13 protein-coding genes are annotated in these 16,066 nt (G+C 61.6%); 10 read left to right on the forward strand and 3 right to left on the reverse strand.

Features of this window, described 5'->3' with window-relative positions:
• Window positions 1-2: 2 nt before the first annotated feature.
• The 3 genes from tssK to tagH are packed head-to-tail and all read right to left on the reverse strand — an operon-like array spanning window position 3 to window position 3,242.
• The gene (gene tssK / locus GIW48_RS02245) at window positions 3-1,337 is read right to left on the reverse strand and encodes a type VI secretion system baseplate subunit TssK (RefSeq protein WP_017135827.1); all 1,335 of its coding nucleotides are present in this window, start codon (window positions 1,335-1,337) and stop codon (window positions 3-5) included.
• 16 nt (window positions 1,338-1,353) lie between these two features.
• Entirely contained in the window at window positions 1,354-1,863 is a 510-nt protein-coding gene (tssJ, locus tag GIW48_RS02250; protein WP_017135826.1) for a type VI secretion system lipoprotein TssJ, read from the reverse strand.
• A gap of 56 nt (window positions 1,864-1,919) precedes the next feature.
• Window positions 1,920-3,242: a type VI secretion system-associated FHA domain protein TagH gene (gene tagH / locus GIW48_RS02255; protein ID WP_236460709.1), complete on the reverse strand. Its 1,323-nt coding sequence runs from the start codon at window positions 3,240-3,242 to the stop codon at window positions 1,920-1,922.
• Window positions 3,243-3,635: 393 nt separating this feature from the next.
• On the opposite strand from tagH, the gene tssA reads away from it, so the two are divergent.
• The 10 genes from tssA (at window position 3,636) to GIW48_RS02305 (ending at window position 16,058) form a co-directional block, all read left to right on the forward strand.
• Window positions 3,636-4,655 (forward strand): type VI secretion system protein TssA, encoded by a 1,020-nt coding sequence (tssA, locus tag GIW48_RS02260; RefSeq protein ID WP_017135824.1) that lies wholly within the window; start codon window positions 3,636-3,638, stop codon window positions 4,653-4,655.
• Between the two features lie 54 nt (window positions 4,656-4,709).
• On the forward strand, window positions 4,710-5,216 hold the full coding sequence (gene tssB / locus GIW48_RS02265; RefSeq protein WP_017135823.1) for a type VI secretion system contractile sheath small subunit: 507 nt from the start codon (window positions 4,710-4,712) through the stop codon (window positions 5,214-5,216).
• A 2-nt stretch (window positions 5,217-5,218) separates the two neighbouring features.
• Window positions 5,219-6,715 carry a type VI secretion system contractile sheath large subunit gene (gene tssC, locus GIW48_RS02270; RefSeq protein ID WP_017135822.1) on the forward strand — a complete coding sequence of 499 codons (1,497 nt, stop codon included), beginning with the start codon at window positions 5,219-5,221 and terminating at the stop codon, window positions 6,713-6,715.
• Window positions 6,716-6,887: 172 nt separating this feature from the next.
• Window positions 6,888-7,376: an Hcp family type VI secretion system effector gene (locus GIW48_RS02275; RefSeq protein WP_005792512.1), complete on the forward strand. Its 489-nt coding sequence runs from the start codon at window positions 6,888-6,890 to the stop codon at window positions 7,374-7,376.
• Window positions 7,377-7,454: 78 nt separating this feature from the next.
• Entirely contained in the window at window positions 7,455-7,970 is a 516-nt protein-coding gene (gene tssE / locus GIW48_RS02280) for a type VI secretion system baseplate subunit TssE (protein WP_026013585.1), read from the forward strand.
• On the forward strand, window positions 7,967-9,826 hold the full coding sequence (gene tssF / locus GIW48_RS02285) for a type VI secretion system baseplate subunit TssF (protein ID WP_099550248.1): 1,860 nt from the start codon (window positions 7,967-7,969) through the stop codon (window positions 9,824-9,826). The genes tssE and tssF overlap by 4 nt, the downstream gene beginning before the upstream one ends.
• Window positions 9,790-10,833, forward strand: a complete 1,044-nt coding sequence (gene tssG / locus GIW48_RS02290; protein ID WP_017135819.1) for a type VI secretion system baseplate subunit TssG — start codon at window positions 9,790-9,792, stop codon at window positions 10,831-10,833. Before tssF ends, tssG begins: the two co-directional genes overlap by 37 nt.
• Entirely contained in the window at window positions 10,826-13,480 is a 2,655-nt protein-coding gene (tssH, locus tag GIW48_RS02295; RefSeq protein ID WP_017135818.1) for a type VI secretion system ATPase TssH, read from the forward strand. The genes tssG and tssH overlap by 8 nt, the downstream gene beginning before the upstream one ends.
• Window positions 13,481-13,667: 187 nt before the next feature.
• The gene (locus tag GIW48_RS02300; protein WP_236445921.1) at window positions 13,668-15,608 is read left to right on the forward strand and encodes a type VI secretion system Vgr family protein; all 1,941 of its coding nucleotides are present in this window, start codon (window positions 13,668-13,670) and stop codon (window positions 15,606-15,608) included.
• A gap of 15 nt (window positions 15,609-15,623) precedes the next feature.
• Window positions 15,624-16,058 (forward strand): DcrB-related protein, encoded by a 435-nt coding sequence (locus GIW48_RS02305; protein ID WP_169988095.1) that lies wholly within the window; start codon window positions 15,624-15,626, stop codon window positions 16,056-16,058.
• Window positions 16,059-16,066 lie beyond the last annotated feature (8 nt).

The following is a 16,066-nucleotide window of genomic DNA, read 5'->3' on the forward strand; positions in this document are numbered from 1 at the left end:
AATTACCCTCGGATCGCCCAGAAGGCCAGGTTCAAGCCCGGGAACTGCCCGGCGATATGGAAGGCAAAGCCGCCGGAGTTGTTCAGTTGCTGCCAGTGCTCGCTGCCACGGTCCAGCTCGTAATAGGTGCTGCCTGCGTGGTACGGGATCTGGCGTGGCGCAACCGGCAACGGCAGCAGGCCGATACCTGGCAATTGCAGGTTGACCATGTCGCGGATGTGCTCCACCGAGCCGACTTTGCTCTGCTGGCCGAAGCGGGCGCGCAGGGTTTCGCCGGGCACGTCGGCGCGTACCACGAGGATGAAACTGGCGCTGTCGAGCAGGGTTTTGTCGGCGAGCATGGCCACGTGGATGCCATAGGCTTTTTCCACAATCGGGATCGGCGTGGCTTTGCTGTCGATCAGCATCGACAGCGCTTCACGCAGGGCCGCCATCACCGGGGCGAAACTCAGGATCAGGTCATCGTGCTGGTATTGCGGGTATTCCTGAGGGCGGCGACCCGAGGTTGAGAAGGTCGAAAACTCACCGGCCAAGCTCACCAGCTCGCTGAAAAACCGCTCAGGGTGCAGCGGGCTTAACTGGCTCAAATGCTGGATCAGCGGCTGCGCCCGGTTGACCAACTGCAGCAGCATGAAGTCGGCAATTTCCGAAGCACCACCCGCGCCCGAGGCGACCACGCGGCCCGCCAGGGCTTCGCCGCGCTGGTGCAGCAGGCCGAGCAGTTCACTGCGAAAGGCGGTGAGTGGTTTGCTCGCGGCCACGTCCAAAACCGGTGGGATATACGTGTCGTCGAGCACCAATGCACGGTCGGCACGCTTTTCCTTGATGCGCACCAGGCCGATGGCGGCGTAGTCACTGATGCCATCCTGCGCGGTCAACAGGCGCAGCGCTCGGGAACCCACAGCCACTGGCGCGCGGTTTTCAAACGGCGCGTTATCGTCGCGCACTTCGCGCACCTGGCTGACGTAGCGCGCCGCTTCCAGCGCTTCGCCTTCATCCACCGTGTCTCGCGCACCGGCGCGCTTGAGCGGCAAGGCCAGGTACACCAGGCCGTCGCGCAGGTTGTCGTCGATATTCAGCGGGCTCGGCGCCAGATCATCCTGGGGAATATTGAACGGCGTGCCGTCGGGCAACAGGCCACGCGCCGACACGATCGCCAGCTTGCCCTGGGCCAGCAGGCCCTGATCAATAAGCAACTCGGAAAAGCCCCAGGCACCGGCGGACAACGGTCGGCTGCGCGCGTCGATGAGGTTTTCCAGGTAACGGTCATGCTGCTGGAAGTGCTGCGTTCCGATGAACATGCCTTCCGACCAGACCACGCGATTGTTCCAGGACATGGGGGCTCCGAGGGTTTTATTGGGCAGGGCTGGATGGGGGAACCACGACGTCGGCGCGTACGGCGCGCACATCGAGGCTGATCTGATATTCGGTGTATTGGCGCGCCGGAACCGTGAGCACCGTGCGCCATTGCGCGCGGTCCAGCTCGCGATAGCCCACCAACAAGCCGATCTGGCGTGTGGAAGGGTCAAGGTCGCGCTGGATGCTCAGTTGCTGGCCGGGTTGGATCATCACTTCATCCTGGTCCAGCAGGTCCAGGCCAAGGGTGGATTGCGCGCGATCGGCCAAGGCGAAGTAGTCGGAGCGACTGAAGGTGGCGGCGTTTTTCAGTTCGAAAATGCGCACCCGCACCGGAGCAGCCTGGCCGTTGGCGCCGGGGTTTAGCCCGGCAATGGCGTGAAAGTGCAGCTCGACTGCGGCAGTGCCCGCTTCGGCTTCAGCGGTAACCTCGGGTTTGACCGCGTCCTTGGCACACGCCGTCAGCAACAGCGCGGTGGCGGCTGCGAGTAAAAACCTGGGAATCATCCTGCGTCCTCAATGACGTACTTAGCTATCCGTTTTATCCATTATTGCGGCGCGTTTTAGCGTCGCTGTCGTGCGCTGTGTTCTTCGTATGCTCGGCTGAATTCGCGACCGAACAGGTCCTGGAAATCTTCCTGGGCCTCACGGGAAATATTGCTGTAGAGCTCGGTGAACTGCTGCCAGTACTGCGCCTGGCGCGAGCCGTTGAACAGGCTCGACAGCCCGGCGGGCTTGCCCATGCGCTCTTCCAGCTGTGCCGGTTCAAAACGCGTGAGCAGGTGTTTGATCGCCGCTTCCACACCGGCCATTACTGCCAGTTGGTGAGCGCGCAGGTCGTCGAAACTCTCGCGCACGGCGACGTCCGGCGCCATAAACGCTTGGTTGCCATGACGAAGCAGCAGCAGCAAGGCTTCGTCAGCATTCGGCGCAAATTTCAACGGATTGTTTTCAGCCGGCTGGATCATCGTCTGCTGCATGCGGAACTCGCCCTTGAGGCTCGCGCGGGCACGCAACACGTCGATCAGGCCTTCGACCATAAGGCGGTAGCTGCGGCCGATGCTTTCCATTTGTGCTTCGGCTTGAGCCTTGTCGAGGCGCAATTGGTCCAGCCCGGCGCCGCGCAGGAAGGCTTGCAGCAAGTCGGGCTGTTGGGTGATGGCCGGGGTGGTTGGCTGGACGACCGGCGCTGCTGGCGGTTCAGGTGGTGCAACCGGCTGTGGCGCTGCAACAACGGGCGCGGGCGTGTCGCCGAACAAATCCCAGTCTTCAGGAATAACCGAGCCCGACACCACGGGTTGCTCGACCACAGGCACCGCGACCGGCGTTGGCGGACGAAAATCGTGCTGCTCGCTGGGTACGTGGTCCGCCACGGTTGGCGGCGGCACGGTGGTCGGAGTGAGGAAGTCGAACAGGTCCGGCAGCGTGTCCATCGACGAGGCGCCCTGGAACTGCGGCGCGATCACAGGTGAAGGTGCAGGCTTGTTCGCCACCGCGCCCATCAGCGCTTCAAAACTGTTCGGCGAATCGCCGCTGAACGGCTGGCTATCAAGCGCCTGCACGTTGAAGTCGATACGTGCCTGGATCTCGTAATCGCCGATGCGGATCAACTCGCCATCTTGCAACGGCTCGCTGTTCCCTCTACGCATTCGGATGCCGGCGTTAACCAGCTCCACTCCGTTCGTACTGTTATCGGTTAGGTAGTAACGGCCATCTTTGTATTGAATAACGCAATGTTGCGAGGAGACTAACCGCTCTGGGTCAGGCAGTACCCAGTCATTGTCGGAATTGCGGCCAATAGCCATCACGCCCTGATCCATGGACTTTTCAGGGCATTGCCCAGGGGTAATCTTGTGATAACTAGTGATAGTCAAACACAGCGACATCTTGCCTCCTTGCTGATACATCGCGCGCGGCCTATTCCAAGGGAGGGCGCCTCCCGCAAGCGCCCTGCCAAGTCGTGCAAACGACCGTAAAATCTGCTTTTGTCAGCATGATTGCTGATCTTAACCGGCTTCTGTGACAAAAACCCTGTCCTGGGCCGCCGTCAGACCCGTCAGTCGCGCAGTGTGTTAAACACCGCACATCTGTCACAGAGGGCGAGTAGCTTACCTTGACAACGCGTAACTACTACACCAAAAATGCACAACTTCTTGAACATAAGTGATGGCGCAATAGTGGCGCACTGAGTATATGACCAAGAAAACATGCAAAGTTCATTGCGTAACTTATGCATGCATTGCCCGCCGTCTAACGGGCTGATAAGGAGATCGAATCAAGTGGATGTGCCGTTGCTGCTCGCCGCCGTTTCCGCGACTTCGCCCTGTGGTGAAGACATGGAATATGACGCGCAATTCCTTCAATTGGAACGTGACGCCAAGGGCCAACCCGAGCGCAGCATGGGCGACTCGATCCTGCCCGCCGAACCCCCGCAGTGGCGTAGCATCCAGCAGCAAAGCCTCGATTTGTTGCAACGCAGCAAAGACCTGCGCATCACCCATTTCCTGTTGCAAAGCTCCCTCGCCCTCCAGGGTGTGGCCGGGCTTGCCGAAGTCCTTACGTTGATCAACGCGCTGCTGCGCGAATACTGGGCCGACCTGTACCCGCGCCTGGATGCCGACGACGATAACGACCCCACCGTGCGCATCAACGCCCTGTCCGGCTTGACCAGCGACGCGACCATACGCTTGCTGCGCGAGAGCATCCTCACGCGCTCGCGCACGTTTGGGCCAGTGAGCCTGCGCGCGGCGCTCAACGCCAGCGGCCTGTCGAACTTCCCGGATGAACAACTCGGCGCCCAGCAACTCAACGCCGCGTTCCTCGACAGCGACCCCGAGCAGCTGCAAGCCACGCGCGACGCCTTGAGCGCCGCGCGTGCCGCCTGCGAGGCCATCGAACAACAGGTCAGCGACCAGGTCGGCTCGGCCCAGGGCGTGGACCTGAGCCTGCTGAAGCAACCGCTCAAGCAGGCGCTGCAGATCCTCAATCAAGCCGTACCCGACCCTGCAGGCAGCAGCGAACCCGAGGCTGTCAGTGAAGACAATGCCCCCTCGGTCGATTTCGCCGCCGCCCCCGCAGCACCGCGCCCAACGGGCGACATCGCCACCCGCGATGACGTGCTGCGCAGCCTCGACAAGATCCTTGCGTACTACACCCGGCACGAGCCTTCGAGCCCGCTGCCGGTGCTGTTGAACCGGGCGAAGCATCTGGTGCACGCCGACTTTGCGGCCATCGTGCGCAATCTGATCCCCGACGGCATGTCCCAATTTGAAAACCTGCGCGGCCCGGAAAGCGAATAAGCCGCCGGACTGTGCAGTAACAACACCGTCGCTCAAGCGACCAGGAGCAGCAACGTGGCGAAGCAAAGTTCTCAGAAATTCATCGCGCGCAACCGTGCGCCTCGAGTGCAGATCGAGTACGACGTCGAGCTTTACGGCGCCGAGAAAAAGGTCCAGTTGCCCTTCGTGATGGGCGTGATGGCCGACCTCGCCGGCAAGCCTGCCGAGCCGCTGGCGCCTGTGGCTGATCGCAAGTTCCTTGAAGTAGACGTCGACAACTTCGACTCGCGCCTCAAGGCCATGCAGCCACGCGTAGCCTTCCACGTACCGAATGAGCTGACCGGCGAAGGCAACCTGAGCCTGGACATCACCTTCGAAAGCATGGACGACTTCAGCCCGGCCGCCGTGGCCCGCAAAGTCGATTCGCTCAAGCAACTGCTCGAAGCCCGCACCCAGTTGGCCAACCTGCTGACCTACATGGACGGCAAGACCGGCGCTGAAGAAATCATCATGAAGGCGATCAAGGACCCGGCACTGCTTCAGGCACTTGCCAGCGCGCCTAAGCCAGCAGGGGACCAGTAATCATGACCGACAATACCGCCCGCGAAGGCAGCCAGATCCTGGGTGCTACCGAAGAAGCCAGCGAGTTCGCCAACCTGCTGCTGCAAGAATTCAAACCCAAGACCGAGCGTGCCCGCGAAGCCGTGGAAACTGCCGTGCGTACCCTGGCCGAACAGGCTCTGGCGCAGACGGACCTGGTCTCCAATGACGCGATCAAATCGATCGAATCGATCATCGCCGCCATCGACGCCAAGCTCACCGCCCAGGTCAACCAGATCATCCACCACCCGGATTTCCAGCAGCTGGAAAGCGCCTGGCGTGGCCTGCACTACCTGGTCAACAACACCGAAAGCGACGAGCAACTGAAGATTCGCGTGCTCAATATCGCCAAACCTGAACTGCACAAGACCCTGAAGAAATTCAAGGGCACGGCGTGGGACCAGAGCCCGATCTTCAAGAAGATGTACGAAGAAGAATACGGCCAGTTCGGCGGCGAACCGTACGGTTGCCTGGTGGGCGATTACTACTTCGACCAGTCTCCACCGGACGTCGAGCTGCTGGGTGAGTTGTCGAAGGTCTGCGCCGCCATGCACGCGCCATTCATTGCCGCTGCTTCGCCCACCGTGATGGGCATGGGTTCGTGGCAGGAACTGTCGAACCCGCGCGACCTGACCAAGATCTTCACCACCCCGGAATACGCTGGCTGGCGCTCGCTGCGTGAATCGGAAGACTCGCGCTACATCGGCCTGACCATGCCGCGCTTCCTGGCGCGCCTGCCGTATGGCGCCAAAACCGACCCGGTGGAAGCCTTCGCCTTCGAAGAAAACACCGACGGCGCCGACAGCTCCAAGTACACCTGGGCCAACGCCGCCTACGCGATGGCGGTGAACATCAACCGCTCGTTCAAACACTACGGCTGGTGCTCGCGCATCCGTGGCGTGGAATCCGGCGGTGAAGTGGAAAACCTCCCGGCCCATACGTTCCCTACCGATGACGGTGGCGTGGACATGAAGTGCCCGACCGAAATCGCCATCAGCGACCGCCGTGAAGCGGAGTTGGCGAAGAACGGTTTCATGCCGCTGCTGCACAAGAAAAACACCGACTTCGCCGCGTTCATCGGCGCCCAGTCGTTGCAGAAACCGGCCGAATACGACGACCCGGACGCCACCGCCAACGCCAACCTGGCCGCGCGCCTGCCGTACCTGTTCGCCACCTGCCGCTTCGCCCACTACTTGAAGTGCATCGTGCGCGACAAGATCGGTTCCTTCAAAGAGAAGGACGAGATGCAGCGTTGGTTGCAGGACTGGATCCTCAACTACGTCGACGGCGACCCTGCGCACTCCACCGAAACCACCAAGGCCCAGCACCCGTTGGCCGCCGCCGAGGTGATCGTGGAAGACGTCGAAGGCAACCCGGGTTACTACAACTCCAAGTTCTACCTGCGCCCGCACTACCAGCTCGAAGGGCTGACCGTGTCGTTGCGCCTGGTATCGAAACTGCCTTCGGCAAAAAGCGCATAACTAATGGTAGGACCGGCTCTTCTGTGGGAGCCGGGCTTGCCCGCGATGCAGGCACCTCGGTTTGTCAGTCAGACCGCGGTGATGCAATCGCAGGCAAGCCAGCTCCCACAGAACAGCATTGCCCCTTTGGGCATCACCAAATTCAGTGGCCCGTGCCACACAGGGAGAAAACATGGCTGTTGATATTTTCATCAAGATCGGCGACATCAAGGGCGAGTCCATGGACAAGGCCCACAAGGACGAAATCGACGTGCTGAACTGGAGCTGGGGCATGGCCCAGTCCGGCAACATGCATGTGGGCGGCGGTGGCGGCGCGGGCAAGGTGAATATCCAGGACCTGTCGCTGACCAAGTACGTCGACAAGGCTTCGCCCAACCTGATGATGCACTGCGCCAGCGGCAAGCACATCGACAAGGTCAAGCTGACCGTGCGCAAGGCCGGCGGCGAAAGCCAGGTCGAGTACATGGTGATCAACCTGGAAGAAGTGCTGGTCACGTCCCTGAGCACCGGCGGCTCGGGCACCGATGATCGCCTGACCGAAAACGTCACCCTGAACTTCGCCCAGGTGATGGTCGACTACCAGCCGCAGAAAGCCGACGGCACCAAAGACGGCGGCGCGATCAAGTTTGGCTGGAACATCCGTTCCAACACCAAGCGCTGATAGCCCTGGCGGCCGCAGCACCTCGCTGCGGCCCCTGGCACCTTGTCCCTCTCTTAGCCCGTCCGTGGAGCTGCTTTGGTGGTAACTGAAATCGCTTCCCGCGACCGTCTGCAACCGTCCCTGCTGGACCGGCTGACCGACGATGACCCGACCAACCTCAAGGAAAGCGCCGACAAACGCGTGCTGTCCCTGACCCAATTAAAAGCCTCGGTGCTGCGTGACCTGGCGTGGTTGCTTAACACCACGTCGCTCCTCGACGCCGATGCCACGTTGCACACCCCGGCTGGCACATCGGTGGTCAATTACGGCCTGCCTGCGCTGGCCGGCAACAGCGTTTCCAGTGTGGATATCAAAGCCCTGGAAGCCTTGATCTACCAGGCGATTGCCACTTTTGAACCACGTATTTTGCGCCACACGCTGCGCGTAAAAGCCCGCGTGGGCCATGGCGAGATGAACCACAACGCATTGAGTTTCGAGATCGAAGGCGACCTGTGGGCGCAGCCGGTGCCGTTGCGCCTGCTGCTGCAAACCGACCTCGATCTGGAATCCGGGCATGTGCGTGTGGTCAATGCCGACCAGCGGAGGCGCCCATGAACCCGCGCCTGCTGGAGCTGTACAACCAGGAACTGCACCACGTGCGCGAAAGCGCCGCCGAGTTCGCCAAGGAATACCCGAAGATCGCCAGTCGGCTGACGTTGTCCGGCATGGACTGCGCCGACCCGTACGTCGAACGCTTGCTCGAAGGCTTTGCCTACCTGACTGCCCGGGTGCAGCTCAAGCTCGACGCCGAGTACCCGACCTTCACCCATAACCTGCTGGAAATCGCTTACCCGCACTACCTCGCGCCCACGCCGTCGATGACCGTGGTGCAAATGCAGACCGACCCCGACGAAGGCTCGCTGGCCAGTGGTTTCCTATTGCCGCGCGACACAGTGTTGCGCGCCGCCTTGGGCCGCGAAACCCAGACCTGCTGCGAGTACCGCACCGCGCACCCGGTGACGCTGTGGCCGTTGCAAGTCAGTAATGCTGAGTACTTCGGCAACCCCGCCGCTGTGTTGGGACGCCTGGCCGCCAGCGAGCCCAAAGCCAAAGCCGGCCTGCGCCTGACTCTGCGCACCGGCGCCGAATTACCCTTCAACAGCCTCGACCTCGATAACCTGCCGCTGTACCTCAGCGGTGCCGATGAGCAGCCGTTTCGGCTCTACGAACAGTTACTCGGCAACGCCTGCGCCGTGTTTGCTCGCAAACCCGGTGGTGATTGGGTCGAGCGCCTGCCGCAAGACGCGCTGCGCTCCCGTGGTTTTGACGATGCCGATGCGGCCATGCCGGTGGTGGCGCGCGCGTTTCAGGGTTATCGGCTACTGCAGGAATACTTCGCCCTGCCCCACCGCTTCCTGTTCGTTGAATTCGCGCAGCTGAGCCGTGCGGTGAAACGCTGCGACGGCCAGGAGTTGGAGCTGATCGTGCTGTTCGACCGTCACGAGCCGAGCCTGGAAGGCAGCGTCGGCGCGGCCCAGTTCATGCCGTTCTGCACGCCGGCGATCAACTTGTTTCCCAAACGCGTGGACCGCATTCACCTGTCGGACCGTGTCAACGAACACCATGTCATCGCCGACCGCACGCGGCCGATGGATTTCGAAATTCACTCGTTGAGCGGCATCACCGGCCATGGCACTGGGCCGGAGCAGCCGTTCCTGCCGTTCTATGCGGTGCGTGATCCATCGCGTTATGGCCGCGACCAGGCGTACTACACCCTGCGCCGTGAACCTCGCGTGTTGTCCAGCGACCAACGCCGTAACGGCCCGCGCTCTACCTATGTGGGCAGCGAAACTTTCGTCAGCCTGGTCGACAGCCAGCAAGCGCCGTACCGCCATGATTTGCGCCAGCTCGGCGTGACCGCGCTGTGTACCAACCGCGATTTGCCGCTGTTCATGAGCGTGGGCAACGGCAAGACCGACTTCACCTTGGCCGACAGCGCGCCGGTGTTGTCGGTGCGCTGCGTGGCCGGGCCGAGTCGCCCGCGTGCCAGCCATGCCCATGACGCCAAGGCCTGGCGCCTGATCAGCCAGTTGTCGCTCAACTACCTGTCGCTGAGCGAACAAGGCCAGGGCGCCGGCGCCTTGCGCGAACTGTTGCGCTTGTATGGCGACAGCAACGACGCGGCGCTGCAATTACAGATCGAAGGTTTGCGTGAGGTCAGCAGCAAAGCGGTGACCCGGCGCCTGCCGATGCCCGGCCCGATCGTATTTGGGCGCGGTCTGGAAATCACCCTGGAATTCGATGAAAACGCGTTTCGCGGCACCGGCGTGTTCCTGCTCGGTGCGGTGCTGGAACGCTTCCTGGCACGTTATGTGTCGATCAACAGCTTTACCGAGACGGTGATCCGTACCACCGAACGCGGCGAGATCATGCGATGGAAAGCCAAGCCCGGTCGACGTCCGACCCTGTGAACACACTGGATGCGATGCATCAGGAGCCCTGGGAATACGATTTCTTCCAGGCGCTGCGACGTATCGAGTGCGAATCGCCAGCGCTGCCGCGCCTGGGCCATTCCCTGCGCCTGGCCGATGACCCGCTGCGCCTGGGGCAGCAGGCGGACTGCACCTTCGCACCGGCCACATTGGCCTCGGTCGACCCTGGCGGCGATGGCAAACCAGCGCGGCTGGAGCAATTCTTTTTCGGCCTCGGCGGCCCCAACGGCCCGTTGCCGCTGCATATCACCGAGTACGTGCGCGAACGCCAGCGCAACAACGCCGACAGCACCAGCAAACAGTTTTTGGATGTGTTCCACCATCGCCTGCTCAGCCTGTTTTACCGGGCTTGGGCCGAGGCGCGACCGACCGTCAGCCACGACCGCCCGGATGATGACTACTGGTCCGCGCGCCTCGCAGCGCTGTGTGGTCGAGGCATGCCGAGCCTGCTGAATCAGGGGTTGATTCCGGATACCGCGAAGCTGCACTACAGCGGTCACCTGTCGGCGCAAACCCGCTACCCGGACGGCTTGAAGGCCATTCTCAGCGAGTACTTCGGCCTGCCGGTAGAGATTGAAGAATACGTCGGCCAGTGGCTGGAACTGCCAGAGCGCAGCCGCGTGAGTGTCAGCGCCAACCAGTTGGGCGTGGACTTTTGCCTGGGCAGCCATGTGTGGGATCGCCAGCATAAATTCCGCATCCGCCTCGGCCCGCTCAAGCTGGACGATTACATGGGCATGCTGCCCGGCAGCCAGCCGTTCAACGAGCTGGTGGCGTGGGTGGCCGAGTACCTGGGCCATGAACTGGACTGGGACTTGAACCTGGTTTTGCAACAACCCGAAGTCCCAAAGCTGCAACTTAATGGCCAATTCCGCCTGGGCTTCAACACCTGGCTCGGCCAACCCGAGCATGACGCCAACGACCTAATCCTGGCCCGGCATTACGCCGATCACGCCACTACCTCAAGGAATCCAGAGCATGGGTGAAATCAGTCGCGCCGCACTGTTCGGCAAACTCAACAGCGTGGCCTACAAGGCCATCGAAGCCGCCACCGTGTTCTGCAAACTGCGGGGCAACCCGTATGTGGAACTGGCCCACTGGTTTCACCAGTTGTTGCAACTGCAGGACTCGGACCTGCACCGCATCATCCGCCAGTTCAACGTGGAGCCGGCGCGCCTGGCCCGTGACCTGACCGAAGCGCTGGACCGCTTGCCGCGTGGTTCGACGTCGATCACCGACTTGTCGTCGCATGTGGAAGAAGCCGTAGAGCGCGGCTGGGTCTACGGCAGCCTGATGTTCGGCGAAAGCCAGGTGCGTACCGGCTACCTGGTGCTGGGTATCCTGAAGACACCGAGCCTGCGCCATGCGCTGCTGGGCTTGTCCGCCGAGTTCGACAAGATCAAACCCGAAGCCTTGAGCGAGCGTTTTGACGAATACGTCGGCGACTCACCGGAGAATGCGTTGAGCGCCAGCGATGGCTTCAACGCCGGCGTACCTGGCGAAGCCAGCGGTGCCATGGCGCCGAGTGCGATGGGCAAACAGGAAGCGCTCAAGCGCTTCACCGTCGACCTGACCGAACAAGCGCGCAGTGGCAAACTCGACCCGATCGTGGGGCGTGATGAAGAGATCCGCCAACTGGTGGACATCCTGATGCGTCGACGTCAGAACAATCCGATCCTCACTGGCGAAGCCGGCGTGGGCAAGACCGCTGTAGTCGAAGGGTTCGCCCTGCGCATCGTCGCCGGTGACGTGCCGCCTGCGCTCAAGGATGTGGAACTGCGCAGCCTCGATGTGGGCCTGCTGCAAGCCGGTGCCAGCATGAAGGGCGAGTTCGAACAGCGCCTGCGCCAGGTCATCGAAGACGTGCAGGCTTCGCCCAAGCCGATCATTCTGTTTATCGACGAAGCCCACACCCTGGTAGGTGCCGGTGGCGCCGCCGGAACTGGCGACGCCGCCAACCTGCTCAAGCCTGCGCTGGCCCGTGGCACCTTGCGTACCGTGGCCGCCACGACCTGGGCCGAGTACAAAAAACACATCGAGAAAGACCCCGCGCTGACCCGCCGCTTCCAGGTGGTACAGGTGGCCGAGCCGTCGGAAGACAAAGCGCTGCTGATGATGCGCGGCGTGGCCTCGACCATGGAGAAACACCATCAGGTGCAGATCCTTGATGAAGCCCTGGAAGCCTCGGTGAAGTTGTCCCACCGCTACATCCCCGCACGTCAGTTGCCAGACAAGTCCGTCAGCTTGCTGGACACTGCCTGCGCACGCGTCGCCATCAGCTTGCACGCCGTACCAGCCGAAGTGGACGACAGCCGCCGTCGCATCGAAGCGCTGGAAACCGAGCTGCAAATCATCGCCCGCGAGCATGCCATCGGTATCGCCATTGGTGCGCGTCAAACCAATAGCGAAACCTTGCTGAGCGCCGAACGTGAGCGCCTGGCGACTCTGGAAAGCCGCTGGGCCGAAGAAAAAACCCTGGTTGATGAGCTATTGGCAACTCGCGCGACCTTGCGCGAAAAAGCTGGCGTGGTAGACAGCGGCAACGATGAGTTGCGCGCCCAACTGCTCGACCTGCAACAACGCCTCACTGCGCTGCAAGGCGAAACCCCGCTGATCTTGCCGACCGTGGATTACCAGGCCGTGGCCTCGGTGGTCGCCGACTGGACCGGCATCCCGGTGGGCCGCATGGCGCGCAACGAGTTGGAGACAGTGCTCAACCTCGACCAGCACCTGAAGAAACGCATCATCGGCCAGGACCATGCCTTGCAGATGATCGCCAAGCGCATCCAGACCTCCCGCGCCGGGCTCGATAACCCAAGCAAGCCGATTGGCGTGTTCATGCTCGCCGGCACCTCGGGTGTGGGCAAGACCGAAACCGCCCTGGCCCTGGCCGAAGCCATGTACGGCGGTGAGCAGAACGTCATCACCATCAACATGAGCGAGTTCCAGGAAGCCCACACCGTGTCCACACTCAAGGGCGCGCCACCGGGTTATATCGGCTACGGCGAAGGCGGCGTGCTGACCGAAGCGGTGCGGCGCAAACCCTACAGCGTGGTGCTGCTGGATGAGGTGGAAAAAGCCCACCCGGACGTGCACGAGATCTTCTTCCAGGTGTTCGACAAGGGCGTGATGGAGGACGGCGAAGGCCGGGTGATCGACTTCAAGAACACCCTGATCCTGCTGACCACCAACGCCGGCACTGAACTGATTTCCCAGGTGTGCAAAGACCCGGCGAACATCCCGGAGCCGGAAGAAATCGCCAAGGCCCTGCGCCAACCGCTGCTGGAGATTTTCCCGCCGGCACTGCTGGGCCGTTTGGTGACGATTCCGTATTACCCGCTGAGCGACGAAATGCTCAAGGCGATTACCCGCCTGCAACTGGGCCGCATCAAAAAGCGCGTGGAGAACACCCACAAAGTCGCCTTCGATTACGACGACGCTGTGGTCGATTTGATCGTCTCGCGCTGCACCGAAACCGAAAGTGGCGGGCGCATGATCGACACCATTCTCACCAACAGCCTGCTGCCGGACATGAGCCGTGAGTTTCTTACGCGCATGCTCGAAGGCAAGGCACTGGCGGGTGTGCGTATCAGCAGCCGGGATAATGAATTGCACTACGACTTCAGCGATTGACCTGACGAAACGCAATTCAACTGTGGGAGTGGGCTTGTGTGGGAGCTGGCTTGCCTGCGATAGCATCACCTCAGTGCGCCTGCCACACCGAGGTGCCTGCATCGCGGGCAAGCCCGGCTCCCACACAAGCCAGCTCCCACAGTTGGATTCGGTTTCTTCAGTTATTTAGGTATTTACGGGACTACCGATGCTATTCAACCAAGCCTCACGCCTGGCCAAGATCACCAGCCCGCTCGGGCCGGATGTGCTGCTGCTCAATGAAATGGGCGGCGGCGAAGAGCTGGGCAGGTTGTTCAACTATGAGCTGCGACTGACCTCTCTGGACGCCAACATCGACCTTAACCAGTTGCTGGGCAAGCCGATGAGCGTTGGCGTGCAGCTGGCGGACGGTGGCGAGCGGCACTTCCACGGCATCGTTGCGCGTTGCAGCCAGAATATCGACCAAGGCCAGTTCGCCAGTTATCAGGTGACCCTGCGCCCATGGTTCTGGCTGCTCAGCCGCACCTCGGACTGCCGGATTTTCCAGAACCTGAGCATCCCGCAGATCATCAAGCAAGTGTTCCGCGACCTGGGCTTCTCCGACTTCGAAGACGCGCTGAGCCGCCCTTATCGCGAGTGGGAATACTGCGTGCAGTACCGCGAGACCAGCTTCGATTTCGTCAGCCGCTTGATGGAACAGGAAGGTATCTACTACTTCTTCCGCCATGAACAGGACCGTCATGTGCTGGTGTTGGCCGATGCTTATGGCGCCCACACCACGGTGCCGGGCTATGCGTCGATCCCGTACTACCCCAAGGACGAGCAGCAGCGCGAACGCGACCATATGCACAACTGGCACCTGGCGCAGGAAGTGCAGCCTGGGTCGCTGGAGCTTAACGACTACGACTTCCAGCGCCCCAGCGCCAGTATCGACGTGCGCTCGGCCATGCCGCGCCCGCACACCGCCGGCGACTACCCGCTGTACGACTACCCCGGCACCTACGTGCAAAGCGCCGACGGTGAGCACTATGCGCGCACCCGCATCGAAGCCCTGCAAACCCTGCATGAGCAGATCGAGTTCAACGGTAATGCGCGGGGCCTGGGCTCGGGCCATTTGTTCAGCCTCACCGGCTTCAGCCGCCAGGACCAGAACCGCGAATACCTGATCGTCGGCTGCCGCTATGCCATCGTCCAGGAAAGCCTGGAAACCGGCGGCGGCTCAGGGTCGGCGCAGTTCGAAAGCAGCCTCACCTGTATTGACGCCCAGCAAAGCTTCCGACCGCTGGCCAGCACCCACCGGCCCATCGTCAAAGGCCCGCAGACTGCGCTGGTGGTCGGTCCCAAGGGCGAGGAAATCTGGACCGACCAGTACGGCCGCGTGAAGGTGCACTTCTACTGGGACCGTCACGACCAATCCAACGAAAACAGCTCGTGCTGGATTCGTGTGTCGCAGTCCTGGGCCGGCAAGAACTGGGGTTCGATGCAAATCCCACGGATCGGCCAGGAAGTGATCGTGAGCTTTCTGGAAGGCGACCCGGACCGCCCGATCATCACCGGGCGCGTCTACAACGCCGAGCAGACCGTGCCTTACGACCTGCCGGAAAACGCCACCCAGAGCGGCATGAAAAGCCGCTCCAGCAAAGGCGGCACGCCGGCCAACTTCAATGAAATCCGTATGGAGGACAAGAAGGGGCTGGAGCAGCTGTATATCCACGCCGAGCGCAATCAGGACATCGTGGTGGAGGTGGATGAAAGCCACTCGGTGGGGCATGACCGCAACAAGAGCATTGGGCATAACGAGACGGTGACCATTGGTAATAACCGCACGCGCATGGTCAAGCAGGAGGATGTGCTGGTGGTGGGCCAGCGCAAGACCGACAGCATCAGCCAGAGCTACGTGATTGAAGTGGGGGAAAACCTGCGCCTTGTGTGCGGCGAAAGCATCCTGGAGTTGAATGCCAGCGGGCAGATCAACCTCACTGGGGTGAATATCAGCTTTTATGCCAGCGGCGATGCAGAGTTCAACACCAAGGGCGTACTGCACCTGAACAACGGCCACGGCCCCGGCGCCACCCCCGAGGGCCAGGGCAACAAAAAAAGCATCGACGCCAATATAAAAGCGGTCTTCCCCGCGCCTAAAAGCTCCTGACGAGACCTGTTTGCCATGACGTACCGAATCAACGAATTCCAGTTTCAACTGCCGACCACCGAGCTGCTGGACGCGACGATCAATATCCTCAAGTTCCCCGAGCTAGGCACCTCCTTGATCATCAGCCGCAGCATGCTCACCGAAGGCGAAACCCTGCACAGCAACTTCGACGACCAGCTCAAGCGTCTGGAAAAACAGGTGCAGGACTTGCGCTGCCAGCCCGGCATCGATGTGCGCCTGGGTGCGGCACAGGAAGTCGACGCTATCGAGCTGCGCAGCCAGTTCAACAAGGGCAATGACAAGGTTTTCCAGTATCAGCTGGCGTTGGTAATACCTGGCACCCGCAAGATGCTCGCCTTGAGTTACGTAAAGGCGCAGGCGCTCGGCGATGCCGAGGCGGCGCACTGGGCATTGATAAAAAGCTCGTTGTCGTTCGACGCCATTTCTTGATGAGCCAC

Source organism: Pseudomonas sp. PA-6-3C (assembly GCF_021605825.1).
GTDB classification, from domain to species: Bacteria; Pseudomonadota; Gammaproteobacteria; order Pseudomonadales; family Pseudomonadaceae; genus Aquipseudomonas; species Aquipseudomonas edaphica.

Bases quoted from the DNA above. Each gene is read 5' to 3' on its own strand.
- tssK (WP_017135827.1), bottom strand. From the start codon at position 1,337: ATGTCCTGGAACAATCGCGTGGTCTGGTCGGAAGGCATGTTCATCGGA.
- tssJ (WP_017135826.1), bottom strand. From the start codon at position 1,863: ATGATTCCCAGGTTTTTACTCGCAGCCGCCACCGCGCTGTTGCTGACG.
- tagH (WP_236460709.1), bottom strand. From the start codon at position 3,242: ATGTCGCTGTGTTTGACTATCACTAGTTATCACAAGATTACCCCTGGG.
- tssC (WP_017135822.1), top strand. From the start codon at position 5,219: ATGACCGACAATACCGCCCGCGAAGGCAGCCAGATCCTGGGTGCTACC.
- GIW48_RS02275 (WP_005792512.1), top strand. From the start codon at position 6,888: ATGGCTGTTGATATTTTCATCAAGATCGGCGACATCAAGGGCGAGTCC.
- tssF (WP_099550248.1), top strand. From the start codon at position 7,967: ATGAACCCGCGCCTGCTGGAGCTGTACAACCAGGAACTGCACCACGTG.
- tssG (WP_017135819.1), top strand. From the start codon at position 9,790: ATGGAAAGCCAAGCCCGGTCGACGTCCGACCCTGTGAACACACTGGAT.
- tssH (WP_017135818.1), top strand. From the start codon at position 10,826: ATGGGTGAAATCAGTCGCGCCGCACTGTTCGGCAAACTCAACAGCGTG.
- GIW48_RS02300 (WP_236445921.1), top strand. From the start codon at position 13,668: ATGCTATTCAACCAAGCCTCACGCCTGGCCAAGATCACCAGCCCGCTC.
- GIW48_RS02305 (WP_169988095.1), top strand. From the start codon at position 15,624: ATGACGTACCGAATCAACGAATTCCAGTTTCAACTGCCGACCACCGAG.